Source organism: Achromobacter sp. SIMBA_011 (genome assembly GCF_046535435.1).
Taxonomy (GTDB): domain Bacteria; phylum Pseudomonadota; class Gammaproteobacteria; order Burkholderiales; family Burkholderiaceae_B; genus Achromobacter; species Achromobacter dolens.
On sequence record NZ_JAWRWN010000001.1, the window covers coordinates 1,246,668 to 1,273,501 of the forward strand.

Here is a 26,834-nt window from a genome sequence, read left to right on the forward strand (position 1 = left end):
AGGAGTCTACCCATGCCGTTCCAATTCGACGGCCCCGTAGCCGAGGCCCATAGCGGCACACGGTCGCTTGGGAGCGGTGATCCCGCCTATTCCCGCCACTTCCTTCAAGCACAGCTTCGAGAGGGACGGATTCAGGCGTGGTTTCAGCCGAAGTGGAGGCTGAGGGATGGGGCCGTCATCGGCGCTGAGGCGCTGGCCCGATGGATCGGCCCTGAAGGCTGTGTCGTGGCGCCCAGCGACTTTCTTCGACATGTCCGTCATCACGGTCTGGAACGGGAGTTGCTCTTCCGGATGCTGGACGATGCGATTTCGGCCCACGTGAAATGGCGGGACCTCGGCAGTGTGGTGCCTGTTTCCGTCAACCTTCCTCCTCCTCTGTTGGACGACATCCGGCTTGCCGACGAGCTGCACCAGCGAGTGGTCGCCGGCGGGGTCGCGCCGGAGCAGATCTGTTTTGAGTTGCTGGAAGACGAGGCTGCATCCCTGACAAAAAACTACTGTGCCGGAGCGTCCCGCCTTCGCATGAGCGGATTCGGCCTGGCGCTGGACGATTTCGGCCGTGGTTACAGCTCTTTGTACAACCTCATATCGGCGCCTTTCACCGAGCTAAAAATCGACCGCGCCTTTGTCAGCGGGTCGGCGCAGGATTGCAAGCGTCTGGCCGCCCTGTTCTCATCGGTGCGGCTGGGAAAGCAGTTGGGATTGGTGGTGACGGCCGAAGGAATTGAAACGGTTGAAGAACTGAATGTGCTGCGCCGTGTGGATTGCGATTGCGGTCAGGGCTATCTGGTTGCGCCCGCGTTGCGCAGCGACGAATTCTGTGACTTGCTGGTCGGCGCGAAAGCGCAGGCTCCTCGATATTTTCAGTGACGGGCAGGCGCGAGGATCCCTTCCTGCCTGGCCCGCTCAAATCGTCAACCCCGTTTCATTTAGGAGAGAAAATGGGAATCCAACGCATCTCGAAGGCGTGCATGCTGCTTGCGGCCGCGCTTGTCTGCACGGCCTGTTCGCGAGCCCCGCAGTCGGCGACCGCGCCGACTGTCCATGAAGGCGCCGCTTCGTCATCAGGGACGGGCGGTTCATCTCACGCTCGGGCAGATGCTGGTGATCAAGCCAGCGCTACGAAATTCTATGTCGGCGTGTGGGAACCGATCAGCGGCAGCTACCAGGGTATGGGCAACCTGCGATTGACGAGCTCCAATGGAATTCACTGGCACAAATGCAAGACCGCTTTTGTCGAGCAACCCGATCCGCCCAAGCCTGGCATGCTGCTCGTCTTGAGTCCGGACAGCACCTGTGTATTGGACGATGAACCCCATACCCGCGTGCTGTTCGTTCGCGTAGCGAAGCCGGAAGGCAAGTGTGATCTGAACGTGTCCGCCTATGCCAACGAGGACGACGTTCGAAATGGTCGTCCCGCGGCCGAAGGTGTCTACACCCGTACTGCCTGTCATTGATCAGGCATTCGCAGGGCCGGCAGGGTGGTGGAGCGTGCTTCCCATCGGTGCCGGTACCTGCGTCGCGCTGTCAATTCTGCGTGTGGCCTTGAAGCATCGCGATCAGATGGTCGACTTGTTGGATTGCGCCAGCGTAGCTGTTGCCGGCCATCGCTGGCGAAGTCAGGTATTGACCGCCCACCGCGAAAGAAGGCGTGCCCTTGATATGGTAGCTCTCGGCCAATTGAGAGGCCCTGCGCATCTCGACCTGCACGCCGAATGAATCAAAGGCGGCGTCGAATTTGGCTTTCTCCAATCCCTGGGAAACAGCCCAGGCTTCGATCGCCGTCCTGTCGAACAGACGCTGGTGTTCGTTGTGGATCGCGTCGAAGAAGCGCGCATGCAGATCAGTCCGGTTGAGGGCGGCAAGGGCGTAGTAGAACTGTTGCATTGGGCGCATGTTGGCGTTGTAGGCGATCGGAACGCGCTTCAGGACTACGCCCGGCGGTATGTGTCGGGACCATTGTGCAATCAGCGGGTCGATCTTGGCGCAGTGCCCGCAGGTGTAGGCGAAGAATTCCAGTACCTCGATTTTTCCCGGCGTATCCGACGGAAGGGGCGGTGAAATCCGGGCATACGCAGGCGCGGGTTGCGCATGGCAAACCGAGGCGTTGGCAAGGAGGAGCGCCGATAGCGCCGAGGTCGCCAGGGGGCGAAGACAATTTCTGAAGAACATATTCGTGGATGATTTGGTGTGGTGCGGTGTGCGGGCAGCTTCAACGCCTATGGGTGTGCCGCAAGGCGCGATCAGTCAATGGCCTGGCTTCCTCTTGACGCCGGGCTCCCTGGTAGAAGGCCGTTCCAACAGCGATTAAAGAGAAGAGCTCGTCTTGAGTAAGCTTCGGCGCGAGCTGTTCCAGGATGTCGGCGTACATGGATACGAGATGGCTAGAATCGTCTTGCAAAGGCAAGGGCGTGGTGGTCATCAGATCCCGGATTTCTTCCATGTCCATTGGGGGCTCCGCGGAGAGGTTTTCGATACGCCCTGCAGCACGATTGCTCATCAATATCGCTCGGCGTCGACGTGAGTCCATCGACGATGAGAGATGGTGATCAATCGGGGTTGGGAGGCTGCTGCGCGTTGGGCTATTTCCCGCATGGCGGGCGAGAGGGTGAGGGGGCGACAGGGGGCGGTGCCTCGCAATTGAAGCGTTGGCACATGAGGTTGCTTGGTTTCTACGGCTTTCGATGACATTTCAGTTCCGCAACATTGCTGTGCTGGAATTTGGTGGTGCCGGTGTGCGGCCCATGGCGTGCCTGGGCCTGGTGCGGACCGGGATCAGCGGCTTGCCGCGGCCCCAGTCGACGTCCTTGGACGCGTTCCGGAATGAGGGTTTGGCGCTCAAGCATAGTGATGAAACTGTACTCATCGCTTAAGAATTATCTGATCAGGCATGTGCCTTCAGCCCTGGCTTGTTCAGTCTGCTAGCGCGATGGACCTGCCGGAACGAGATGCCGTCAGGGCGGTCTCGTAGGCCTCCAACGTCTGCGACATCTTCACGGAGATCGAAAAATGGTGTTCGGCGTACTTTCTTGCACGATCTGTGATTTGGTCCGCTATGTGCGGATTGGCCCAAATATCCGCAATACGGTCGGCGAAGCCAGCCGTATCACCGGCCCCGCATAGCCAGCCGGTCTCGCGGGGTTGAACGATTTCCGGTATGCCGCCCACGTCGCTCGCGACGACGGGGCAGCGCGAGGCAAACGCCTCCGGAATGATGCGCGACCACGCTTCGCAAGAGGACGGGACGAGAACGGCATCCACGGCTTGAAGCACATCCCCGATATCTTCGCGATGGCCGGTAAATATGACGCTTTTTTCGATTTCGAGCTGCACGGCAAGATCGCGTACGGCTTGTTCGTATGCCAGCGTGCGTTGGGTCGGCTTTCCGACCACCAGCGCCACGGCCGGAATACCGCGCTGAAGCAGCAGATGAACGACCCTTACGAGCTCCGCCTGCCCCTTTTCCGGCCTGAGCATCCCGACCGTCGCTACGACGAACGAGCGGGGGGCCAGCGCGAGCGTGCGTCTTATCGCGTGGCGGCGCGCTTCCCGTTGCTCACTTGCGAAGAATCCGGGGGCCGCCCATTCGCCTACGACACTGACACGGCGCCTGGGCGCAAACCCCGCTGCCACGATGTTGCCCGCGCCGCTTCGGCTGGTGGCGATGACACGATGGCATCCCAGCCGCCACTCCAATCGGCGGCGCCATGATGTGCTTGGCTTTCGCGCGAAATGCCACGTCCTGACGAGCGTGCAGAGATCGCGGCATAGCGCGCTGGCCTGGCCGTCTTTCGCTCCGTGGGAATCAATGACGTGAATGCCCATTTGACGTACTGCCGTTCGCAGCCGGCGTATCGTTGAGACGGAGTAGGGCGAGTCAAAATCAATTTCCAACGTTGGTAGCCCGCGCTGACGAGCCAGCGCCAGGGTTTCGCTCCTGGATGGGCCCGCGAAGACCGCGGTATGACCATGAGCCTGAAGCCAGGCCAATTGGTCGAGGATGCGAAACTCCAGGCCTCCGAGATTTAGCCCGGAAAAAGTATGCAGAACGCGCATGAACCTTCATCTGTGTCGAGCGAGTGACTGTCGCGCCGCGGCCAGACAGGACCGCAACATTGCCACTCCGGTTAGAGACGTTCTTCACAAGAGCTCGACATTGATATCACTGTTCAGATGAGACGAGGTTCGATTCCCGGAATGAATGCGGGGTTTGCGGCAGGAGGCACAGTTTTTTGCTAATTTTTCGTGCCTTCAGCTCTCTTTTCGACGGATTTCCGAGGGGGTGATGCCCCAGGCGCGCCGCATGGTCATGGTCATGTGGCTGTTGTTGGAAAAGCCCGTCAACCGCGCAATCTCCCCGAAGGGCAGGGTACTCCACAAGGACAGTTGGCGAGCGCGCTCCAGTCGAAGCTTGATGATGTATTGATGTGGCGGCAGCCCAAAAACCTGGCGGAACGCGCGCGAGAAATGGCTGGGCGACAGATTGGCGATCGTGGCCAGGCTTTCCAGGTTGATGTTCTGATCCAGATGGGCGCGAATGAATTCCTCGATGCGTTGATGCGCGCGGGGGCTGAGTTTCGCGGCGTGCGGATGAAGACTCCTTTGAGTCAGGTGTGAATAGGTTCTCAGCATGTGCGCGCCCAGCAGCGTGATCCAGGCGTTCAGGGATTCCGTCTTGCCGGGATCGTCGTTTTCTATCTCGTCGCGGATATGGCGGGCGATGCATAGCGCGCGTCGGTCCACGCTGCCGAGCTTCGGTGGCTGCCAACGGACTTGGTCGTCGCCAAGTTCCATGCCTGCGAGACGCCGCAGACGCTCGTCGCTCAAGCCCATCAGCAGGTTCTCTTTGGCAACCGCCCAGCGAGCAAGGAGTTCGTGCTGGCGCGGGATAACTTCGACGGAGCCGGTGGGCGCGAGGCCTAGCGTCGCGCGGTCGGAATTGAGGGCAATCTGTCGATGCGGTTGCGGCGTGAAGAGCACCAGGAAGTAATGCGCAGGAGCAGTAAAGCGGATGGTGTTGGGCCCTGTCTTTGTCGTGGCGATCGCGGCATCGCCCAACTCCAACTTGGGTCCCCATGCCTCGGGAATGCTCTCAAGAATCATGTCCTTCCCCTTGTTGTTGCTATTGCTGGCTGATACGGCGGGCCAGGCGCGCAGCGGCCTTCGAGGGCGCGACAATGTGAAATCGATAAAACAATATATAGGCTGGGCAGCCATTGTGAAACCTGGCGGGCTTGGTACATTTTGTTGCTGGCGGAGTGCGCCTTAATATGGCCGAGCCCTGGATGGGCCGGAATTGTTCCCGTCGGTCAGTCTGATAGAAATGTAGCCATGGCTAGATTTGCAGCGACTAGTGTGCGTCTATGAGCACTCTCTCTGAGCGGATCCGCGAGGCCATGGCCGCGGCAAAAAAAAATCAAGCAGATCTGGTCCGAGCCACGGGGGCCAAAAGTTCATCCGTGGCCAACTGGGTGGGCGGGCGCACCAAGAATCTCCGGGGCGAGAACCTGGTCATCGTGGCGCGCCTGCTGAATGTTTCCGAGGCCTGGCTTGGTGCGGGTGTGGGCAAGCGAGAGAGGGGCGGGTCGCTGGCCTGGCCCTTCAGGCAAGTGACTCTGGAGCAATTCGAACTCCTTTCGGCTGAGGCGCGCGCGCATCTCGAAAGCTATCTTGCGTTTCTGGTGCAAGAGAGTGGGGAGCGTGCGTCCCGGTCTTCCGCCTCTACCGCAGGCAGTGTGCCGGCTGAGTCGATTCAACAACTCCGCCAGGGCTTGAAGCGAACGTCTGAAGCGTTGCGTCACCATTTTAGCAAGGAGATTGAACGTGACGACAAAGTTGACGCTGATCGCATCAGGAGGCGACGGGCTTCGGGGAAAAAGTGAGGGGGCGCCGCAGTGTCCCAAGTGTGCTTGCGGCCTTATTCACGCCGGCGAAGAGGTCAGGGCGCGCGCTTGCGTCGATATCCTGAGCGAGGGGCGGTTTCGCCATAGCCTGACCGCCGAGCCTTGTGACCTCATGCCGTTGTTGCTGGCATGCCATATCCTGACAGGCGAAATTCTTGAGAGGCTGAGCAGTCTGGCCTGAGTGGCAAGGGCTTGGTGCCGGCTCGCCGGCGCTGGAAAGTTGACGCAAAAACTAGCCATGGCTAGAATTTGCCGGCGCCAAGTCCCTCCCGTCCTAAGAGCAAACAAGCCGGTCGTTGCGGCCAGTCTGCCTCGCCGCAGTCTGGTTCGCGCCGGCAAACTCATAGGAATCTGACAATGCAACCCGTCATGACGGCGGCATCTTCAATGGCATTGAAGATCGTCACCACTTACGCAATATGTGCCGCGTTGGCCGCGCTTTTAGGCCTGGTAGTCCTGCCGCCCCGTAGTCGCGCCGAGTTGATGATGCGCACAGCATCCACGCTGGTGTGCTCGTTTGCCTTCGGCCCCGCCCTGGCCGCGGCCGCGCTGGCGTGGTTTCCCGCGTTGACCGACGCGTTGGTCTGGTTGGCGGACCACGGCAGTACGGAAGACGAATTCCTGGCAAAGCTCTATGTCATAGCCCCCTGCATGCTGCTGGCGGGGTTGCCAGCCTGGTGGATGCTGGGTGGGTACATGCGGTGGGTCGCTCGCATTCGGAAGATCGGCCTGCTTCCCTGGCTGGATGAACTCCGCGCGAGGCTGCCGCTCCTGGGCGGCGCCAAGGATAAGGAGTGAGTATGCCGCTTCAGTCAGTACTGCATACCGCAATCATGCCGGCGTTGCGACTGCTGCCCCCAGACATGGACACAGCGGGCGCTCGCGTCATGCTGCTCGCTATCGGCCTGCAGGAGAGCGGTTTGAGACATCGATTCCAACTCGTCTCGGGCAAGCCCGGCCTCAAGGGGCCGGCACGTGGCCTCTGGCAGTTCGAAAGAGGAACGAGCGCCAGCCTCGGAGGCGTATGGGGCGTGTGGATGCATCCAGCGAGCAGGCGATGGCTACGGCAACTGTGCCCTGAGCGGCGAGTGAAGATGGATCCTGGCGTAGTACACGAGACCTTGGAGCGTGACGATGTGCTCGCGGCCGGGGTGGCCCGGCTTTTGCTGTGGACCGACCCTCAGGCTTTGCCTTCGATCGATGACGAGCCGCAGGCCTGGGCCCTCTATTTGCGAACCTGGCGCCCTGGCGCCTACGCGCGCGGGAGCCAGGCTCAACGAGCCTCGCTGCGGCAAAAGTGGCGCGGGTATCACGCTCAGGCAGCCGCGCTCGTGGGCGAGGTGACCCCATGAGCGCGGTATCAGGATGGTTGAGTATGTTCAGCGGCAGGGGGATCCTGGTTCCGCTGCTGGTGGCGTCGCTGGCGGCAGGTTTTGCGTGGAATGTCCGCGGATGGCGCGCCGAGAGTCAAGTCGCACAACTCGAAAGACGATGGGCCGACGAGCGTGCGGTGGCGAGCCACGTGCTGGCCACTGCCCAAGACGAAGCCCGCATGCAAACGGAACGCCGATACGAGGTGGTGAATGAAATCAGGAATGAAGCGGATGAGAATCTTGCGCGCGTGTTGGCTGCTGAGCGCGCTGCTGCTGATGAGCGCCTGCGCCAGCAGGCCGTCCTCTTTGCCAGGCGCCAAGCCGGTCGCTGCGGCCATTCCCACTCTGCCGGCGTCGGCGCGTCAGCCGCCGACCCCATCGGCCTGTTCGCCGAGTTGTTTGGCGAACTTGATCGAATGGCGGAAGTCTACGCGAGCGAAGCTGACCGGCGTCGAGTCGCCGGGTTAGCGTGCGAGCGAACGTATAGCGAGATCAGGGGGAAGTAGCCGCCCAAACACCGAGAGAAACGCCTCTGCCGTCGCGCGGGAGTCGCACGGGACAGGCAATTATCGAGGTAGGCATGGCGCCGAGGTTCTGGCGCCATGCCTTTCTTTTTCTTCAGCGCGGAGGCTTGCTCGGTAGTGAAGGAAGGCGAGGGCTGGCCGTCCACATAAAGCAGTGTTTTTTGCTCCCTCGCACGCATCGCTCAGTGCCACGGCGCTAACCCGTAGCTCGGCCAAGCCCTCTAGTCGGGATACTCCCGCGCTCCCATGAAGCAGGGTAAATAACGCTCAAGTATCACGTCCAGACTCGTCGCCGCGCTAACCGGCGACCGCTGGAGTACCCCGACTGAAGGGCTCGTACGTGAGCATATTCTGGAAGGGGCGGAGTGCTCTTGAGAACATTCTGAGTGCCTGTGGGTGACTAGGGTAGCCGCGAAACGATGAATGAAGTTTCGTATTGGTGGCCAGGAAATTGGCTGTTGACGCGCTGGGAGAATTCCTCTTTCGAGACGCGATGGTGGTACGTGTCGTGTAGCAGGACCAGAAACGCCTCCCGGCTGTCCGTCGTATCGAGCGGCAGGCGCTGGTACCGCGGGTTGGCGTCAATCTGACTGACGAGCCCATTGAGCCAGGCCTGGAACGGCTGGTCGTCGACAGCCGCGTCAACCCGCGGGTTCTGCTCGGTTGCGCATCCCTGTACCACAGGCAACGCAAGGACCGCTGAAACCAGAAAGGCACGGCATATTTTTGCGTAGCGATGTTTCATGATCGTGTGCTCCCGGTATAGAGCCGCCGCAGTAAGGGTTCGCGGCCGGATTGATAACAGTTGGTCAGCTTAACCGCACGAGATTTCTGAGTGAATGATTAATCCATGGATTTGACAAAAAGGCACCGAAACTTCTCGCCGCGGCGTGTTTTGCCACCCATGCGAGGGGCGATCCTTCTACGATTGCTGCGCCACTTTTTCGAGTGGAAAACCGCAGAACGTCTGCATCTATTGAAGGAAATAACATGTTTCGAAAAATCATGACGGGCCTGGCATTTTCGGGGGCACTCGCCGCGAGCTGCGGCGCTTATGCCGCGGACGTTCATCCGGTAACGGGCGCGACGCCCGGAAACCATCAATCCGCCAAGGCACCTGCCCACGCTGGCAAGCAGCCTCAACAAGCGGGAGCCCAGAGCACCAAGTCTGATCGTCAGCGCCAAGTGCAGCCGACGGAGCAGCATCAGCGTAAGCCTGCCACTGCCGCAGGCAAGCCGCACACCGACGCCAGGAAGTAAGCTCCGCGGGTTGGTAGGAGGCGCCATGGTTTAACGTTCGGCCATGCGGGCAAATAGGCAGGCTGCCGGCCATGGCTTGATGCCCTGCGTCCGGGGGCGGCGTGCGTGCCCGTGCCGCCATGCGCCTTTCGCCTATTGCCATCACTGATTCTGGTCCCTCCGGCATGCTGCGAACGCGTTGGCGACTCTTGTCCCTGGCGCTCCTGTTGATGGTGCTGATCGGGTTCATTGTCGCGCTGGCCTGTATGGGTACGCCTCGGGCCATGCGCGCCGCAATGGCGTTGGGTGGGACCCTGGCCGGCATGCTGGCGCTTGCGGTGTTTGTCTGCCGCAGGTGAGGATTGTTATCCACACTGCTGAGTAACTTTACGGCGACCTCTTCGGTACGGCTGTGCAGTTAGCAACTGGGACGTAAGGGCCGCGCGCGTTGTGTGTGGTTCTGAAGGCCAGGCGTCTATTGCAATTGAACCCTGATGTATCACCGCTGCGGGCTTCGTCGCTGCCGTGGGGGGGGGGCGGCAGTTAATTCGGACGCGCTGCATCACTTGGTGTGATGCAGGGCTGTCGTCCACGAATTCGTCAAGAGCAACGACATCAGCATCAACGATCACTCGTTCAACGCGAATCTCTCCGGATCGCGCGTCGAGTTGGGCCTGGGTACCACCCTTCAGATCGGCAAGCACCTCAGTGCGCATCTGAACCGCAAATAGGGGAAAGCCCGGCACGCGAGCAGGTCCTTTCCATGCAGCCGATTTCCGGACCGCATTAATCGCATTTGCCGGCACCGCGCCACGTGGCACTCCGGAAATAACAAGAACTATTTAGGAGCTTTTTCTTCGGATAGGATTTCCCTGAAGCGTTTGACTCCCGCCTCGATGTTGCCGTAGCCCGCTGAGCGCGAGGCGAGGCGGCGAAGTGCGCAGACGTCGCCGCCTGCCGTGTGTCGTGCCATCGGTGTGTCGCGGTAGTCCATGCTAGCTCCTGTTCCCTGTTCCCTGTTCCCTCGTGGAGGTCCTGAACATGCCTGAAATGACTGCCGAGAATGGCGGCAATCCTCAACCCATTCTTGATCGCGCGAGAAATCTGGTTCCAGACCCGCAATTCGAAAAGGTGGTTTCGCTGCAGCGGAGCTATGCGGATGCTGATGACGTAGCGTACATCTACCGCACGACGCGCTGGTCGGATGACTGGGCGGTAACCGGTTCTTCCTCGAGCGTCATTGAATTGCTGGGCCAGCATTGGTTTGGCCCGGTCGACGATCATGGGGGCGTGTATTACCGCATTGGGTGGCCGCAAGATCCTCAGGGAAACAGAATCCACTATGCCATGATGATCACGACGCTCGGCGAGATGTCCCTGGCCAAGAAAGTGCATCTGCCCCAGGGGGCGGTAAACGTCAATTTTCTTGGCGTCCGGAATAACTGGCTCGGCTCATTGACCCATGAGGCCGAGCTGGAGGTGATCCTGGAACAGGACGGGGGGCGAGCCACCAGCCAAAAGCTCCAATTCCGGCGTCAGGACAAGAACAACCCGTCGTCCACGGACGGTCATTGGCAACGCTACAGCGTCGACTTTCAGGTTCCCCAGGCCGGAAATTATTGGCTGAGGTTCCGTGGCGTGCCGCAAGGGAACAATCCTCCGCAGTGCGCCCCTTTCATTACGGATATTTTTTTGTGTCCCAGGGCCAAGCCCAAGCTCTTGAACGTAGAAGGCGCAGAGGGACCGGCGCCGCATTGGAAGGTGAAGGCGCGAGCGGACCAACACTTCCGTCCTCTCACATTTCTCTTTGCCGTTGGCTCTGGCTTTGGCGTGCTGCGGAACCATCTTGTCACAGTCGAGCTTCGCGATCCCGCCCAGAGCGGCTTGCATTTCGAAGGCGCCGATCAGACGAAATTCAGCGATCGCACGAACAGCGACGGTTTTTTCTTCCTGCCTGGGCATCAGTTGAAGGCTGGGCCGAAGGCGGACAAGACCGGCGAGCTTGTCGTTGTCATTGATGGGGAAGAAATCGGCAGGGTGAGTCTGGAAGTCTTGGAGAGGGCGCCAATATCCGGTGTGGCGGAATCCGTCGATATCTATGCATCCCCTTATCTAAGCGGGGACATGCAGACCGCGGCGAGCAGACGACGCTTCTCGCGCGCGCTTCGCGTTTCCGTATTCGATTCTGGCCATCAGCGGGCGACCAGTGGGCAGGTCACCTTCTCCGCCTCCAGCACGAATGGCCAGGTTCGGAGCTATGTTTCGGCAAGCGAGAACCTTGAGTGGAATTCCGCCTCGCAGACCGAGGTCGACGTGCCGGTAAGGGACGGCAACGCGCAGGCCTGGCTGATCGGCGAGTTTTCGGGGGCCGATTCCGCGGGGCCGATCGCTGTCGCTGCGAAGGTGAAGGGAAAGAGCAGTCGCAGCGTTATTTTCCACGAAAGCGTGTGGTCACAGAACGCAAGTTTCCTGATTCTCCGCGTGGGGGGAGATCGCCAGCATGTGACGCCCGGCGCTCCCGTTACTGGCCTGAGAGCCAAGCTCGTCATGGAGAGTACTTCACGAGGAATTTCCAATGAGTGGATCCGATGGGAGATCATGGATGCCACCGTACTGCGTTTCAAACCGTTGGAACCGGGCGCCATTTTCTACCAGGAAAGCGCACACACGATCTGGACCAGAACTGACCCCGACGGGATTGCGCGAGCGCCCGCGTTGGAACGCATCGGCAGCGACAAGGGCACCGGCCACGTCAGGGCGTCAACACCCTTGGCGGCCGAGACCAGCTTTACCTTGTTCCTGGACCCGGCGATACAGTACACCATCGGCGTCGGGGAAAACGATGCGCTTCCGCTTCATACGGTGCAACATCGCACGATAACGGTCAGGGATTCGATCACAAATCAGCCTGTAAGCGGTGTGCGAGTGGACGCAGAAGTCCTGGGAGAAGACGGTAACCCGGCGCAAATCCATCCATTGCGGCAGCACCAAATCACCAATAGCGCAGGGCAAGTTTCGTTTGGGTTTACCGCCGGTCACTCCGGGGCGACGACGGTGCTGTTGTCCGCGGAAAAGGCACACGTTAGAAGGTTGCTGTTGACGGCGACGAGTCACGTAGTGCGAGAGACCTTGACCGTTCTCACACAGCAGCCATTGATGGTTTCACGTGACCACGAGACAAAGAGCGCAAATCTGATCACGGTCGTGCTGGATCCGGCGGATGATGATGTCGACAGCATTGCCTATGCGATCACGCCGGCAGACGATGATGGCCTGCTGCTCAAGGACGAGAGCGGGAACTGGAATTCCAACGGGAAGTTGCCGATGGTGGACGGAAGGACGACTATCACGGCGCTGCGGGTCGGCGTAAGCGAGACTTCACAGTACCAGATCCAGTTCTCGGTCCCCGGGCAGGAGCATGCTATCCATCCCGTGACATTCCAGGTCAGGGTGGGCGAGGGGGCTGCGGCCCTGGAGGTCTATCCGCAGGGGACGAGCAGCGACCATCCCTACGAGATCGATTCGGGGACCAGTATTGACAATGACCCGAACGTTCGGGTGATCGCCTACAGGGATACGAAGAAGACGATTCTGGCACCGAATGCCCGGCTGCATTTTTTCATTGTTGTCACAGAGCCATCAGGTGCCTCGCCCGACGCGGTGGCCTTCAAGGACGGGAGTCTGAGCGCCACGGGCATAACGGACCCGAACGGTCAGTGCTTTGTGCCTGCCTTCAAGGTCAAGAACGGGTTTGTGGGGGCCTTCAATATTGCTGTGTCGAATGAGGGGGCGGGCACAACGTTGGCCAATTTGTACTTTGGCGTGAAACAGGCTGCCGCAGCGACCTTGCTCGAGTTCGAGGACGCGCGCACAAAGCTGAAACCGTCGCACCCTTACGCGGTTGGGGTCATCGGCTCCGTGAAGGTCTATTCGGATGCCGGCAAGCAACATCCCGTGCGATCGGGACAGGTGGCATTCTCGCTGACAGGCGAGACAAAGGGCGCAACCTTTCAGGAGGAGGGCGGTAAGTTTCCGAGCGGTGGCAAGGCCATTGTTCGAAAGGTGGTTTCCCTGGATTCGTCTGGAGAGGCTCAAATCCCGGCGATCAGGACCGGGCATGCAGGGAGCCTGACGCTGAACGCGACCGTCGTGGGTACCAGCGTGGATCAGACCCTGGCTATCACCGTTGCTTGACGCAAGGCTGTGAGGGGGGCTCGAAAAACGAGAGCCCCCTTTGTTTGCGCGACACCGAATTTGAAAGAACCCTATGCATATCACCGACATTCTGGAAGCGACAAATCATGCCCGATCCCGATGATCTCGCCATTGCGGTCGTTCCGCGCGCGCTGGATACCATATCCGCGAAAGGCGATGACCGAATCGGATTCGCCGTTACCCGGTTAAACAATCCGGGCGGCCTTCTCGGCGTGCTCGTGTCCGCGGACATCGTGACGCCCGCGGGGGCTGGCTTCCCTGAAGATGCGTCGCCCCAACTGTCGGCCGACGGTCAACAGTGGAGCAGCGGCGCGGACAAGAGGACAGATGCGAGCGGCCTGGCCTGGTTTTACATACGCAGTCGCTCCAGCGCCGGGAAATTCCAGGTCAGTGGCGCTATCGGCGATGCAAAGGCGCCCTTCCACAAAGTCCACGCATCGCTTGTCGCGAAGGGATCCGTTGTCGAGGTTGAATTTGCACCGAAAACGTCATTGACCACCTGGCAGGGCGAAGCATTCACACACGCGGCCGCGATCCACGTCAAGACCGTCCCTGACTCCAAGCTTGGGGTCACTTTGCGGCTAGCCGGCCCCGACAAGGCGCAAGGCGCTTCGGAAAACAATGCCCACTTCCTTACCGGCCCACGCCAGGAAGCCACCGTGGTGTCGGGCAGGGAACTCCCTCCGATCCAGGCCGGCAAGCGTATCGGAGAGGTCACGATAACGCCCTCGGCGGGCGGGCACACCGGCAAGCCGTTGACGTGGCATGTGCTGCCCGTGCCGGACCGGTTGACAAATGACTGGGGCACAACGCCCCGACACATGTCCATGCGTGCCGCCGTGCGAGAAGGGGTGGTTCTTCCCTTTCGATTGTCCGGGCACAAGACGCTAGGCGATTCAACTGGCGAACCCGACTCCATCGTACCGGTCGGCCAATGGGCCATCCAGCTTAGCCTCGACGCCACGCCGCACGCAAAATTCAAGGACGGTTCGACGGGTGGAGGCAACAGCTTGATTCTACGCACGGACGCCAGCGGAATCGCGAGCATCCCTGCAGGGGCCCTGCAGATCCAGGCGAGCGCCCGCAATCAGACCATCACGATCCGGGCGGCATGGAGCAAGAATCCCACGAATGCCGGCCCCTGGGCTCCTTTCCCGCAAGACGGCGCTATCTCGATCTACTTTGACCCTTGACTTCGGAGCGAAGAGCGTCAACATCAACCCCTCTGTCCGTAACATTAGCCAGCGAACTGCAAGACAAACAGTGCCCACTCCAGGCATACACCAGGAACATCCTGGTAACAACCGGAGGTACTGCTTAGGGGGTAGAAAGTGATATCGAGGCGAATCTCGAGCCAAGGTATATCGCTACGACGCCTCTGGGAAAACGGCGGCCGATGTAAACGCCGAGATGTATTACGAAGAGCTCCCGCTGCCACCGCCGCAACGGGTACGCGCGTGCAATTCGCGGCGATCGCCTAGCGGCCGCTCAATGGCAAAGCGTATCTGTGGGTTCCGGACACACAGGGCAATCTAGTCACCTTTGATACGTCTGGATGGTCAGGTCCTCGTTAGGCATCGATGTCTCGGCAAGGCTGGCGCCGCAGTATCGAGCGCGGGGCGCTGTGCCGGCTGGATGTGCAGCCGGCGGGCTGTATCCCAAGGGCCGATAGGAATTGAAGGTGAACGTCCATACCGACTTCACGAAGGGTTGGACCGGATGGGTCAGCTTTCGGCAGTGGGGGCACGCAGGACATATCATCCGTATGTCGGGCGGATGGGCGTGAAGTACGCATGGTGATGCGTGAAGCAGGCGTTCAGGAAGGCGCTGAAACCCTCCACGGGCGCGGGGCGCCCGTGGAGGCTAGGCAGTGTCCGCGGGGATTAATCGTCCTTCACCGTGAACGTGTGACTCGTCGATAGGACGCCGATCGTGGCGTCTATGATCAAGGTGCCTTCCTGTTTCACCTTCAGGGGGGGTACCTTCGCCCAACCTTTAGCGTTGATCCGGGAGCTGGATTGTTGTTGATCGTAGGCCCCGTCCTTCCCGGCGAATCTGGCGGTGGCGGTGCTGCTGGCGTTTATTGCGAAGTTGACTGTCCCCGAGTGGGCGGGAACCGTCGATCGGGCATCCGTGTAGACCTGCACGCGGCCCGCCTCCCGATCCTCATCATAGACTTTGGGATGTAGCGTCTTGAGCGTTTCGTCCGGGTCGAACCTGATGACCTGAGGCGGGGAAGCTGTAAGCGCCTGAAAATAGAACACGCCGTCGGCGGTCGACGAGGTGCCTGCGTACACCGACACGCGAAAGTCGCCTGTGAAATTGCGCGCTATCTTGATCGCTGGCAGCGGGCACTTTCCGTCCGCTCTTGAGGTGCCCACGTGCTCGGTTTTCGAGCCTTCGGTGAAGGCGACCTCGTCGGAGGTGTGATTGGGCGCCTCAATGTCGATCAGGAATTTTACTTGGGCGTTGGCAGCGGCGCTGTTGTGCCCGGAATCCGTATATACCTGAACATACATGGACGGATCGTTCCCGATTTCGGAATCGGAATCGACCTTCAGGCGATTTGTGTCGCTACTGGTGGCTGGGTGTAGCTGCACGTAGGCCAATCCACCCACCTTGATGGTCGCTTCATCATGCAGGGTGGATTCATGCCCGGGAATCGTAAAGCGGATCTTGAATTCGGCCGGGTTGGGGGGCGAGGCCGCTCCGATCCGAAGCTTGCCAAGATAGGCGACGCTGTCGTGAAAAGGCAAATTCCCTTCGCGCACCCATGTTCCGTCCTGCCAGACGTAAAGTCCATCATTTCGCTGGGGCGAGACCTTGAAATTCACCAAAGGGATTCCGTCATCGGGAGGGCTCAGGTGAATGCTGACCGGATGATCCGCGGTCGGTTGCCCGGGAAGGAGCGTGAGCTGTCTTCCAAGGGTTACCGTCAGGGTGCTCGTGACCAAATGTCCCGTGGCGAACAGGTACAGCACTATAAACTGCGCTTTGTCGGTTTCGAATTTCAAGGCGAAAGTGCCGCTTTTGCGCGCGACAACTTTGAATGTCGCAACCCCCTCCTGGTTGGTTACCACCGACGCGGGCGCGGTGGGCGTAATCGTGGCATTCGCCAGATTGCTCCTGCTTTCCACGGCTGCCCGCACATGGACGTTCGGCACGCCCTTGCCTGCGTTGTCCATTACTTTCACGCTGACATCCGTTTCGGTATTGACGGCGATTTCTGATTCTTGGTCCACTCGGACCAGGTGGTACCTGACCCTTGGTTCGTTCAGCTTCAGGTTCAGGGTGAATACAGCGGTTTGCGCGACGGGCGACGCCACGCTAACTATGGCGGTGCCCACCGACCCGGCCGTCACGTGGATACGCGGGGCGGAAGCGTGTCCATCGGGATCCGTGCGCGTCCAGACGGACTCCCCGTTTTCCCACTCAATACTTGCTCCTGACGGGACCGGCTCGAATTGCATCAGGCTTGGCGTATCGATCGTCCAATGTAGCCATTCGCCATCGGCGCCGACGGATGTATTGTCCGCGCGAACCGCGCGGATCCGCAGGGGGGCGGGCAGCTCGCCTTGGTACACGGTTTGGCCGTCGCCCTGTTCCTTGCTCAAGGTCAGCGCCGTCTGGGTGGGCCACACATTCTCATGAAAAGCGACCGTCGGCTCCAGTTTTCCTTGCACGTGGGCTTCGATCTTCAAATGTCCGGGATGCGCTGAGCTATTTTGTCCCCATAGCCAGACTTTGGCGCGTCCGTCGTTGACCGGGACGTCCAATTGCGTACGCTTTTCAAGGGAAATGGTGGTCCAGCTACCATCCTCCGATTCGGTGAGATAGCCCGCGGCCCCGTTGTCCGAATTGACCACCTTGAAGGTCACGTGTCCTTTGGTTGCCCTGCCGCCTTTGGCATCGCGAACGTCCACCGACAGAGCGTGACGAAAGCGCGTCTGGCTCGCCGCGCTCTGCGCGTCGCCGCTGAGGTAGGCGAAGCGGGCCTTGAGCACCGTTTCCGCCTCTCCCTGATGGTCGGGCAGCGAGGCTTGCTTCACAACCAGTTTGATGGTGGCAATGACTTGGCCGTCCGCCTTGACGAGAAGCTCGTCGGATGCGGCGCTCGCGGGGGGCGAGCCGGCGCGCAGGGTCGTTGCCGGCATGACGACATTTGCCTCTGTATCAGATTCCACTTGAAGCAAATGACTATCGCTTTGATGTTCAAAGTGGCTGCCCGAGGCCGCCGGCTGCTTGATCTCAAAGGTCACGGGAAAGTGGCGCAGCAGGGTGCCGGAGATAACATCAAAAAGGAAGAACTTGAACGAAGGGAAATACCCGTTGGCGTTTGCCTCCAGGGTAAGGTTGTCGCCGCTACCCTTTATCGGGGCTTGGATCCCAAGCGCCTTGAGCTTGTGTCGATACGCCAGCACGATGTCCGCAACGAACGAACCGCAGATCGGGCTGATAGGGTCATTGGGGACCCCTTTCATGATCAAGCGATATTTGCCCGGCTTCTCGATGTTGAAGTCGTGACTACGCCGCATCCAATCCCCGTGCGCGGTATCGAAGAACGTTGCAACCAGTGACTCGCCGCCGGTAACGCCCTGCGGGCGCAATTCGACGTCGAAAGAGGCACCGAGCGTTCCGCAATTATGGATGTTGTCCCTGACGCTCAGAAAGTTAAGATTGACCATTCCTGCAATGGGGAGGTCGACGTCCTGTCCTAGTTCCCCGTAGCCCCAGCCATTTGTATTGATGGCAAAGCCGCGGTCTCCAGACTCTACGGGAGGCCATCCAATGGGATATCCCGTCCACTCCCGATGTGCCGCGGCATACTCGAACCACCCTTTGCCGAGAAGCTCAATGTCGTGGACTGCCCGCGCCGTGGGTGTGTCGCCATCAACGTCCCAGATGTTGGACCAATGATGGCCAGGGTCAGGGTACGCTTTCTGCGAGAAGAGGCGGATAGCGGCGGCATTGCCTTCCGTCAGGTCCCGCCAATACTTTTCAACCTCCAAGAAGCGTCCGTCTCTTACAAGATTTTTTGACGTGGTGGCGCGGACGGGGGCGGGGCCTGAGATCTTAACGGGCATATGAGAATCTCCAGTGGGGAAAAGGGTTGGCTGTCAGAGGGGATAGCTTTATGGGCAGGGGGGGGCTAGCCGAGCCAGCACGGTGGGAACTTGGTCAAGTGTCAGTGCATGTGTGAAGACATGCGTCGTTGTTGACCCTTGGCTTCCACACCCGTCCGCATTCGCAACATGAGAAGCCATGGACATCCTAGCGCTACCCGCGTGGGGTCGGATAGGGCAGGCTATTTCCGGAAGAGCGCTGCCGCGGTCCTCAATCCTATTAGAGCAACGCCCCGCCGGAATTGGATTGTGCAGAGGCTGTTTTAACAGTCATACGGATGCGCATGGGCGCACCCCGCAGTCGCTCTCGCGAACGACGACCAGAATTCACGGAATCGCACCTTAGTGTCAAAAATCGATTGTTGTTTTGCTCGTGGCGACACGTGGCTTAACAAGTTCTGAGTTTTTTCTGAGTGATTGGCAAGAGAATGGCGGGTACCTTCACCGCGATCCTCACATAAGGCCCCCGCGGTTATCCGAGATCGATGGCGTGGCGTCGCCCAGGTCGACGTTCAGTAGAAGCAGGGTTCCAATCACCATTCGATTGGCCCGTCACCGCCAAAAATTCAGGAAAGCCAGGGGGCCGCGTGTTTCATCGCGACGTCGCATTGCTGCGCCTGTCGCAAAAGCCAACCGCTGGCGATCTCTTGGGAATTCAGCATGTCAAAACGTGAACTCATCGGCTTTCGGCCATCCGTCGTAGCGACTGCCGTCGCTGCGGTATTCTGCACCGCTTCCGGGCCGGCACTTGCCGATCCCGTGGCTATCGCCAATGGCACTCACGACTTTTCCGGAGCGGGCCATGAAAACAACTGGATTGAACAAACGGGCGGCACCGTCAATTTGAGCAGCGGTGTGTTCGGTTCGGATGGAGCGGCGTCCGCGGTCGTAAGAGGCGGCCAGATCAACATCGGTTCGGGGGCAAGCCTGAAAGGGATGGTCGCGCTGCATGGCGATGCCGACGCAAACATCGGCGTAAACGCGCGGGACCAGGTCACGATCCGGCTCGGCGTGCACACCAATGCGAACAACACGTTGGCCCTCGATAACGTGTTCTTGAATGAGGGCAGTTATGGGTCTGTGCTTTCGGTGCAAGGCACCTCGACCGCGACGACAACTGCCAGGACGCGGATCCACGGCAGTGGGGCTCAGGTCGGCGTCATTCTGACCGGCGCTTCCTCGTTGCTGATGAACGGTTCCACGATCGATGCGGAAGACAGTGCAATCAAGGTAAGAGGGGGGGGCGCGCAGGCATCATTCCTCACAATGAATGACGTGTCCTCGACGGGCGGCATAAGCGGCCTGTATGCGCAGACGAATTCGGTGGTGCAGGTCAATGGCGGGACCTTGAAGGCCAGTGGTGTCAAGGTGGATGACTTTGGCGGCGTGAACAATGCGGGTGTCTTTGCGCTTAACGATGGCGCGGCGGGCGATCCCCGCTTTAGAACTGTCGTATCGCTGTCAAACGTAGCCGTGATTGGCGAGGGCCCAAAGAGCGCTGGATTGCTCAGTCAGGCGGTGAATGGGAATGTTGAGATCGGGGTGCTGGACTCTTCGATCAAGGGCGGAAAGTATGGGGTCGTTTTTAACGTGGACCCGTTCTATGCCAAAGACTTGATGCCCGCGACCTCCACTGTCGTACTGACGGATACCACGGTGACGGCGGGGGAGGGCCCCGCGGTGTGGGTGGTGGGCAAGGGCGCAATGGCCAACATGCTTGTCCAAGGACAGAAGTCGACACTAACCGGGGCGAACGGTGTCGCGTTGCAGACCGATGCGGGGGGGCAGATCGACCTCAGGGTCGCGGACGCGAACGTCCGAGGCGACGCCATCAACAACGGGGGTATCAGCCGAATCACGCTTGACCGGGGGGCCGTCTGGCAGGGGGCTACGCAGGGCGTGACCAGGATGGACGTGAGATCCGGCGGCGTCTTCGCGCTCGGTGGCAGTTCGACCGTGTCGACGTTGGCCATGAATGGCGGCACGGTTGACCTCGGTGGCGGCGCGGGCGGCGCGTTCCATACACTGACGGTGAACGACTTGAGTGGCGGAGGGATGTTTCGGTTCGGCACGGATCTGAGCCAGCCCGCCGCGCCGGTGGGCGACAAGCTGATCGTGAAGAACCAGGCGACCGGCAGTTACCAAGTGCGGGTCGCCGATTCGGGCCGCGAGCCGGGCGGCGGCGACGCCAAGCCGCTGACGCTGGTCGAAACCGGCGGAGGAGGAGCGAAGTTTTCGCTCGACAACCCGGACGGGGTGGTCAACCAGGGCGTGTACCAGTACAGGCTTGGGCAGAACCCGCAGAACGGGAATAATTGGGAGCTTCAGCCGACCGGTCAGACGACCCCTTATACCAACAGCGTCGTCAACATCATGGGTGTTGCGCCCACGATATGGTATGGGCAACTGATGACGGTGCGGGAACGCTTTGGCGAACTGGGGTTCGAGCAGGACAGGGGCGGCGTCTGGGTGCGTCCGTACGGTACCGAATACAAGATCAAGAGCGCCTCGGGGGCCCGCTTCCAGCAGAACCAGTCTGGCGTGGCGGTGGGCGCCGACAAGGCGGTCGACTTCCTGGGAGGCAAGACCTATTTCGGTGCCTTGTTCAATTACAGCGAATCGAAGCTTGACGACAAAGCGGGCGCCAAGGGCACGGTGGACGCGTACTCTATCGGCGCCTATGCCACGTGGATGGGCCGCAATGGATACTACCTGCATGGCTTGGTGAACGCGAATCGATATATCAGCAAGGCCCGCGCCAGCACGAGCAACGGTGGCAGCGCCGATGGCTCTTTCAATACGAACGGTGTGGGGGTTTCGCTCGAAGGCGGACGTCGGTTCGATTTCGACAATCGATGGTTTGTCCAGCCGTATGGGCAGTTGTCCGCCTTGCATATGCAGGGATCCCGGTTCAGCTTGAACAACGGCATGGATGCCAAGGGGGACAGCATGGACTCCGTCCAGGCGGCCATTGGGACGCAGGTCGGCAGGGCCTTCCGCAGCGCCAATGGTGACGTTGTCGAGCCTTACGTACGTGTCGCGGTGGTTCACGAGTTCGTCAAGAGTAACGATATATCGATCAACGATCACTCCTTCAACGCGGATTTGTCGGGGTCGCGGGTGGAGCTGGGGCTGGGCACTGCGCTGCAGATTGGCAAGCATCTCAGCGCGCATCTGGACTACGCCTATGCGAATGGCAGAAAGCTGTCGCAGCCTTTCCTTCTGAACGCAGGATTGCGCTATCAGTGGTAGCGCATTACCGCGGCGCCGGGGGGCGCCGCGTGTGAAATGCCCGGCGCGAGATACTTGCTTCGCGTCGGGCTGTTGGCGCTAGCTTTGAAGTTCGAATGTCGTGCTACTCGGTTGGCCCGCAGGGGGTTCTTGCCAATTGTCCGGGCCGGCGTAGGTGGTTTTCCAGCGCACGCTGATCTCCAATTGGTCCTTGCCAGGCGTTCTGCGCTCGAATACCAGGTCATCGCGCGTGAGCATCACGGATCCGTCTTCTCCGGTTTCGGAAATAAACGTCGCACCGTTATTCGACATTTTTGGGCCCTTGAATTTTGCGATCGACGTGTCAGTAATCGTCAATCTCAGTTTCCATTTGGGAACGGGCTTTTCGTCGCTGTTGAGATCTCCGTACCGTTCGCGTCCGAACAACTGGAATTTGGACGTTGCGAGCGTCACCTCGGGGTGACGTCTCGACAGATTGGTGCCGGTGGTCGGGAGCTTCATATGCGTGGGGACGGGAATGACTGTCCACGTCATGGGCGTGCCTTTGTGGCCCGGAACCGAAGGCGTAAGCGTCAGATCGCCGGCCAGCTTGCCGGCCTGGATGAGTCCCATTGACGTCGCGCCTGCTCCTACGACAACGTTGGTGGAATAGTGAGGCTCGAGATCAAAATGCGCACGGTCTCCCTGAACTTGTGGCGTCTTGTTCGGGCCGTCAAGGGTGACCGTGACGGTGACTTTTGCCGGCGCTTTGGTCTCCGGAGTGGTAACGACATTGACGGGCTCGCCCGAGAACACCTCCAACTGCGGCGTTATGCGCTTGCCGGTGGCAGAGAACGTAATGGCAGTGATCGCCGGCGCGACTTCGCCGTCATATACCGCGGTGGCAACCGGTCTGCCCCGGCCGATAGCCGTAAGTTTGGCGTGGCCAAGCGCCGACGTTGCGTCGGCCTTAAGATCTGTGATGGCGAGTGGCTTCGTGGCGTCGGCGGTTGTCGAGCGCTGCGCTTCACCGTCCAGAGCGACCAGGACGCCTGGGTCTCTCGACGTAACCTGCAGCGAAACGGTGGCCGCGATATCAGCGGCGGGAGCCTTGGTGGTTTTGGCGTGGAGCTTGATACCCGCCGTTGGCTTCTCTGTCGCGCCAAACGCGGCGCCCTTGTCGGCGGTTCCCTTGTCCGGGTCGAATTTGAGTGTATAGGCGGGCTTGCCGTCCTTATCGATTGGGGGAATTTGGGGCAAGGGGCTGATACGGATAACCCTGCCGTTGCCGGCCTGGTCGCTGACATAGAGCGACTCGACACTACTGGCGCTGTCAATGTGCCAGGCGACCACGGCGGGGGCAGCTTTTACGGTGCCTTGCTTCAATGCGTAATTTATCTGAACGTGGGCGGGTGGTGTCGTATCAGGGGTCGGCAATACCGCATAGATGTGTCCATCGTCCGGGTAACGGTCGTCGACGATCCAGAGGTATCCCGATTTATCGACCGCAATGCTCGATATGCTTACGGGGTCGCTCCCCGCCTTCAACGTCGCGATCAAGGCGGGTTGGGCGTTTTCGGTTGCAAGGTCCATTCGCCACAGTTCGCCATTTGTTCCGCCGATGTACAAGATGTTCCCATCGAGCGCAAGCGTTTGGCCCGCCAGATCGATCCTCCTCATATTCGCGGGCGCCGCTGCAGGTAGCGTCGCCGCCGGGATGCCGACGAGTTGCTGCTTTCCCGAGGCGCTATCCTGGGCCGTCATCCATAGGGTCTTCTTCTCCTCATGGAATACCAAGGATGACTGCAGGGCATCAGCCTTCTTGCCGATTTTTATTGTGAGGACCGGCGGGGTACCCTTGGGCTTTTCTGTATCAAAGGCGACCAGATTGCCCAGGGTATCCAGAACCCACAGATACGCTTTGGTGCTACCGAGCCCCTGATAGGCGATCGCCCCGAACTGCACGCGGGTACCCGTTGTGGCGGTGGAAACGGGAGTTTCGTAATAGATCTCGGCGTTTGCATCGGCCGCCGCTGCCACTTTGTACCGGTAGATAGTGCCGTACGTATAGTCCGAGATCCATAGCGTGTTCGCCGGGTCCAAATAGAGGCCCCGGACGATGGTGGAGGGCTTTGGCGCCGCGACCGTGGAAGGCTTGCCCAACGCGGGGCGAGGCAGCGTGAGGGTGGCCACGGTTTTCCCTGTGGCGTCCTGGCGGTACACCTTGGCCTCGAGATTCGCGTTGATATCACTGTCTGCCGCCCAAACCGTACCGTCTTGTGCCACGACAAGGTTTCTGATGTATGCCGTGGTAGCGGGCACCGCTTGGTCGTGCTGTTCGCCGGCCAATGTTACGGACAGAGGGGTTGATGTTGATGCCATTACAGGTCCTTTTTCAGAAGAAAAGACAAAGACAGCGGGAAGAAGACGTTTCGCCGCTCGAGGGGGATGCGCGTGCTGGGAAGGGGCGGTTGCTCTTCGCTCCGAAGTCAAGGGTCAAAGTAGATCGAGATAGCGCCGTCTTGCGGGGAAGGAGCCCAGGGGCCGGCATTCGTGGGATTCTTGCTCCATGCCGCGTGGATCGTGATGGTCTGATTGCGGGCGCTCGCCTGGATCTGCAGAGCCCCTGCAGGGATGCTCGCGATTCCGCTGGCGTCCGTGCGTAGAATCAAGCTGTTGCCTCCACCCGTCGAACCCTCTTTGAATTTTGCGTGCGGCGTGGCGTCGAGGCTAAGCTGGATGGCCCATTGGCCGACCGGCACGATGGAGTCGGGTTCGCCAGTTGAATCGCCTAGCGTCTTGTGCCCGGACAATCGAAAGGGAAGAACCACCCCGTCTCGCAGGGCGGCACGGATGGATATGTGTCGGGGCGTTGTGCCCCAGTCATTTGTCAACCGGTCCGGCACGGGCAGGACATGCCACGTCAACGGCTTGCCGGTGTGCCCGCCTGCCGAGGGCGTTATCGTCACTTCTCCGATACGCTTGCCGGCCTGGACCGGAGGGAGTTCCCCGCCCGACACCACGGTGGCCTCCTGCCTTGGGCCGGTTAGGAAGTGGGCATTGTTTTCCGAAGCGCCTTGCGCCTTGTCGGGGCCGGCTAGCCGCAAAGTGACCCCAAGCTTGGAGTCAGGGACGGTCTTGACGTGGATCGCGGGTGCAGGGGGAAACGGTTCGCCTTGCCACGTGGACAGAGACGGCTGAGGGTCGAACGTCACGTCAGTGATGGACGGCTGCGCCTTGAGCTCCACGAAGATGCGGTGATCCGGCGGTTCGTAGTCGTCGATTTCGGCTCTGAGTCGGAATTCCCCTGAACTGGCGCCGCTTCGGACCCATACCAGTACCTCGCCATTTGCTTGCGTTTTGGCGATGGCGCCGGACTCTTTCCATACTTTGCGGTCGGCCGAGATTTCCGGTCTGGGGGAAGGCCCGCCCATGACAAAGTTGACTTCAATATTGGCCAACGCCTCTTGTGCGGGGTTTACTACCTTGAATCCTATAGGGGTGCCTGCCGTACTGACATTGACGGGGCTTGGGGTGATGAGCGAAAGCTTCTGTGCAATCGAGGAGGGCATGAGTGAAGGCCAAGAAAAATTGTGCTGGCCGATGCGGCGCCCGGTGATGGCGGCTCGGCTTTCTCGTCAAATAGATGAGGATCCGTTGCCCGTCCCGAGCTCGCGGACCCCCGCCCGCGGCGGCTGAATACCGCTCGTCTTCAGTCGCTGAGAACATCCTAACGGCCCCCATTGAGCCGTGCTAGAGCATTGGATTTCCGGAATTCCCGGCGGGCATGGCCGATTGGATATTGGGCGTGAGGTCCGATAATGGGCTGATCTATTCCGCTGCGCGGGGGCGCGCACCCCAAGCAATGCTCCCCGGCTCCGGGCACACCCAGGACCCCTGCAACCGTTCCCGGATCTGTGCCAGGCTTTGCTCCACCAGCAAAACCCCATCCCGGAACACCGGCGCCAGCGCGCCGCCAGCCACCCGCTCCGGCGTCTGCTGGTCGAGCAACAAATACCCCGTCGCCGTCTCATCGACCCGCGGCAAGCCCTAGGCCGACAATCGGGCTGCCGGTCAGGCGGGCGAAGTAGGTCAAGCGCTTGCAGTATTCGAAGGCGATGGTGGCCACGGTGGACGGCTTCCACAATTCGCAACTGAACAGCGTTTCGATGTAGGTGACCAGCCAGGCGAATTCCGGCTTGGTGTTGATGAAGGTGAGGGGCGGCACGCGGATGTCGACGCGGGCGAATGCGTCAATGTCGTGCCGATTCGTGATCCCAACTCTCGCATTGAATCGTTCAACCAATCGTTGACGCACCAGAAGCAAAACGGCCGAATCATCGGTTGTAGCCGGCTGATTGATCTACCGGTTGGCGTCGCCGGAGGTAATCACAGTTTTGGCGGTTCCTGCATTTTGCAGGAAGGTACGCAGCGCAAGGACGTGAGGATCTGCAACGACGATATGTTCGGGCATTTCCAAGTCGAGCCGTCCACGCCACAGGATGCCTCAGACAAGCGCCTGGTCGACTTTACTTACGCGCAATGCTATGGCGGTTGATGGTTTGCGGATAGCTGGGTTTCAACTATCAATCGATGACTTCGGAATGGGCTTGGAACCTGGCTGGGCCCTCGGGGCTCGCCGGTATACATGCCGCGGACGCGGCGGCGGGCCCGCAAGCAACCGCCTATTATCATTATCCTTTTCAATGCAACGGATGGTCCCATGGAACAGATTTCTCATCTGCGCGACGTCATTGCGGCGAGCCAACTTCTCCAAGACGTGCAGGCGCGCGACGACTTTGTGGTTGGCAGCGTGCGGTTTCAGGCGGCGGGCGTCGATATCCATATGAATGTCGATCCGGAGCTGGCCGACAATCCAGAAATATGTGTCGACACCCTCATCGCCAATACCCGGCGCTTTCTGGAGATGTCGGCGGATCACTGGAAGGGGCTGATCAACGACATTGCGCTGGAGGTGGAAGAGGCCGTCGGGGACGCAGAGGTGGAAGAGCCCACGGATCTGCGCGATGACCTGCGCCTGCATTCAGCGGCCGTTTTGCCCGATGCGGTGTTGCTGTCGTTCATGGCGCCACGGCAGTTTCCCGATAGCTGGGTGCGTGCGCAGCTTTGCGTGGATCTGACACTGGAAGACGTCTCCATTGACGAGAAGGATGACGTTGAGACTGTCGAATTCAATTCGCTGGATGAGCTGCTGGATAACCTGAGTTCGGACAAGGACGTGTAGTG

Annotated in this window: 22 protein-coding genes and 1 pseudogene; 13 read left to right on the top strand and 10 right to left on the bottom strand. The window is 60.1% G+C overall.

All coding sequences use genetic code 11. From position 1 onward, the window contains the following. Positions 1-12: 12 nt before the first annotated feature. Together SB816_RS05790 and SB816_RS05795 are read left to right on the top strand one after the other, a co-directional pair. On the top strand, positions 13-870 hold the full coding sequence (locus tag SB816_RS05790) for an EAL domain-containing protein (protein ID WP_144655508.1): 858 nt from the start codon (positions 13-15) through the stop codon (positions 868-870). A 71-nt stretch (positions 871-941) separates the two neighbouring features. Continuing rightward, positions 942-1,457 carry a hypothetical protein gene (locus tag SB816_RS05795; RefSeq protein WP_144655507.1) on the top strand — a complete coding sequence of 172 codons (516 nt, stop codon included), beginning with the start codon at positions 942-944 and terminating at the stop codon, positions 1,455-1,457. A 70-nt stretch (positions 1,458-1,527) separates the two neighbouring features. Here the strand turns inward: SB816_RS05795 and SB816_RS05800 are convergent, their stop codons facing one another. From SB816_RS05800 to SB816_RS05815, 4 genes are all read right to left on the bottom strand, one after another. After that, positions 1,528-2,172, bottom strand: coding sequence for a thiol:disulfide interchange protein DsbA/DsbL (locus SB816_RS05800; RefSeq protein WP_269872140.1), 645 nt, complete (start codon positions 2,170-2,172; stop codon positions 1,528-1,530). 40 nt (positions 2,173-2,212) lie between these two features. Next, entirely contained in the window at positions 2,213-2,449 is a 237-nt protein-coding gene (locus SB816_RS05805; protein ID WP_144655505.1) for a hypothetical protein, read from the bottom strand. Between the two features lie 464 nt (positions 2,450-2,913). Then, positions 2,914-4,056: a glycosyltransferase family 4 protein gene (locus SB816_RS05810; protein WP_410546609.1), complete on the bottom strand. Its 1,143-nt coding sequence runs from the start codon at positions 4,054-4,056 to the stop codon at positions 2,914-2,916. 195 nt (positions 4,057-4,251) lie between these two features. Then, a complete protein-coding gene (locus SB816_RS05815) occupies positions 4,252-5,103 on the bottom strand; it encodes a helix-turn-helix domain-containing protein (RefSeq protein ID WP_167517640.1) in 852 nt (283 codons plus the stop codon). A gap of 260 nt (positions 5,104-5,363) precedes the next feature. Between SB816_RS05815 and SB816_RS05820 the strand changes: the two genes are divergently transcribed. The 3 genes from SB816_RS05820 to SB816_RS05830 all read left to right on the top strand — a co-directional run bounded on the left by SB816_RS05820 (position 5,364) and on the right by SB816_RS05830 (position 7,782). Further along, positions 5,364-5,882, top strand: coding sequence for a helix-turn-helix domain-containing protein (locus SB816_RS05820; protein WP_410546610.1), 519 nt, complete (start codon positions 5,364-5,366; stop codon positions 5,880-5,882). Positions 5,883-6,290: 408 nt separating this feature from the next. Further along, a complete protein-coding gene (locus SB816_RS05825) occupies positions 6,291-6,701 on the top strand; it encodes a hypothetical protein (protein WP_254603882.1) in 411 nt (136 codons plus the stop codon). Positions 6,702-7,251: 550 nt separating this feature from the next. After that, complete coding sequence (locus tag SB816_RS05830; protein WP_144655499.1) at positions 7,252-7,782, top strand: DUF2514 family protein; 531 nt, start codon at positions 7,252-7,254, stop codon at positions 7,780-7,782. Positions 7,783-8,200: 418 nt separating this feature from the next. Here the strand turns inward: SB816_RS05830 and SB816_RS05835 are convergent, their stop codons facing one another. Next, positions 8,201-8,545, bottom strand: coding sequence for a hypothetical protein (locus SB816_RS05835; protein ID WP_144655498.1), 345 nt, complete (start codon positions 8,543-8,545; stop codon positions 8,201-8,203). A 245-nt stretch (positions 8,546-8,790) separates the two neighbouring features. Between SB816_RS05835 and SB816_RS05840 the strand changes: the two genes are divergently transcribed. From SB816_RS05840 to SB816_RS05850, 3 genes and pseudogenes are all read left to right on the top strand, one after another. After that, positions 8,791-9,060 (top strand): hypothetical protein, encoded by a 270-nt coding sequence (locus SB816_RS05840; RefSeq protein WP_410546611.1) that lies wholly within the window; start codon positions 8,791-8,793, stop codon positions 9,058-9,060. A 206-nt stretch (positions 9,061-9,266) separates the two neighbouring features. After that, positions 9,267-9,398 (top strand): hypothetical protein, encoded by a 132-nt coding sequence (locus SB816_RS05845; RefSeq protein WP_269872144.1) that lies wholly within the window; start codon positions 9,267-9,269, stop codon positions 9,396-9,398. Positions 9,399-9,632: 234 nt separating this feature from the next. Continuing rightward, positions 9,633-9,770, top strand: a pseudogene (locus tag SB816_RS05850) (autotransporter outer membrane beta-barrel domain-containing protein); the annotation flags it as partial. Between the two features lie 107 nt (positions 9,771-9,877). Here SB816_RS05850 and SB816_RS05855 read toward each other — a convergent pair. After that, complete coding sequence (locus SB816_RS05855) at positions 9,878-10,033, bottom strand: hypothetical protein (protein ID WP_175189196.1); 156 nt, start codon at positions 10,031-10,033, stop codon at positions 9,878-9,880. A 47-nt stretch (positions 10,034-10,080) separates the two neighbouring features. On the opposite strand from SB816_RS05855, the gene SB816_RS05860 reads away from it, so the two are divergent. Both SB816_RS05860 and SB816_RS05865 read left to right on the top strand, forming a co-directional pair. Continuing rightward, on the top strand, positions 10,081-13,233 hold the full coding sequence (locus SB816_RS05860; protein WP_410546612.1) for a hypothetical protein: 3,153 nt from the start codon (positions 10,081-10,083) through the stop codon (positions 13,231-13,233). A gap of 107 nt (positions 13,234-13,340) precedes the next feature. Continuing rightward, entirely contained in the window at positions 13,341-14,447 is a 1,107-nt protein-coding gene (locus tag SB816_RS05865; protein WP_410546613.1) for a hypothetical protein, read from the top strand. Between the two features lie 690 nt (positions 14,448-15,137). On the opposite strand, the gene SB816_RS05870 is transcribed toward SB816_RS05865, so the two are convergent. After that, positions 15,138-18,338: an Ig-like domain-containing protein gene (locus SB816_RS05870; RefSeq protein WP_410546614.1), complete on the bottom strand. Its 3,201-nt coding sequence runs from the start codon at positions 18,336-18,338 to the stop codon at positions 15,138-15,140. A gap of 699 nt (positions 18,339-19,037) precedes the next feature. On the opposite strand from SB816_RS05870, the gene SB816_RS05875 reads away from it, so the two are divergent. Continuing rightward, the gene (locus SB816_RS05875) at positions 19,038-21,629 is read left to right on the top strand and encodes an autotransporter outer membrane beta-barrel domain-containing protein (RefSeq protein WP_410546615.1); all 2,592 of its coding nucleotides are present in this window, start codon (positions 19,038-19,040) and stop codon (positions 21,627-21,629) included. A gap of 78 nt (positions 21,630-21,707) precedes the next feature. Here the strand turns inward: SB816_RS05875 and SB816_RS05880 are convergent, their stop codons facing one another. From SB816_RS05880 to SB816_RS05890, 3 genes are all read right to left on the bottom strand, one after another. Continuing rightward, on the bottom strand, positions 21,708-23,969 hold the full coding sequence (locus tag SB816_RS05880; RefSeq protein WP_269872153.1) for a hypothetical protein: 2,262 nt from the start codon (positions 23,967-23,969) through the stop codon (positions 21,708-21,710). A 107-nt stretch (positions 23,970-24,076) separates the two neighbouring features. Continuing rightward, positions 24,077-25,159 carry a hypothetical protein gene (locus SB816_RS05885; RefSeq protein ID WP_269872154.1) on the bottom strand — a complete coding sequence of 361 codons (1,083 nt, stop codon included), beginning with the start codon at positions 25,157-25,159 and terminating at the stop codon, positions 24,077-24,079. A 458-nt stretch (positions 25,160-25,617) separates the two neighbouring features. Continuing rightward, positions 25,618-25,815 carry a hypothetical protein gene (locus SB816_RS05890; RefSeq protein ID WP_254603883.1) on the bottom strand — a complete coding sequence of 66 codons (198 nt, stop codon included), beginning with the start codon at positions 25,813-25,815 and terminating at the stop codon, positions 25,618-25,620. A gap of 33 nt (positions 25,816-25,848) precedes the next feature. Between SB816_RS05890 and SB816_RS05895 the strand changes: the two genes are divergently transcribed. Both SB816_RS05895 and SB816_RS05900 read left to right on the top strand, forming a co-directional pair. Next, entirely contained in the window at positions 25,849-26,145 is a 297-nt protein-coding gene (locus tag SB816_RS05895) for a hypothetical protein (RefSeq protein WP_254603884.1), read from the top strand. Positions 26,146-26,310: 165 nt separating this feature from the next. Continuing rightward, the gene (locus tag SB816_RS05900) at positions 26,311-26,832 is read left to right on the top strand and encodes a hypothetical protein (RefSeq protein ID WP_269872155.1); all 522 of its coding nucleotides are present in this window, start codon (positions 26,311-26,313) and stop codon (positions 26,830-26,832) included. Positions 26,833-26,834 lie beyond the last annotated feature (2 nt).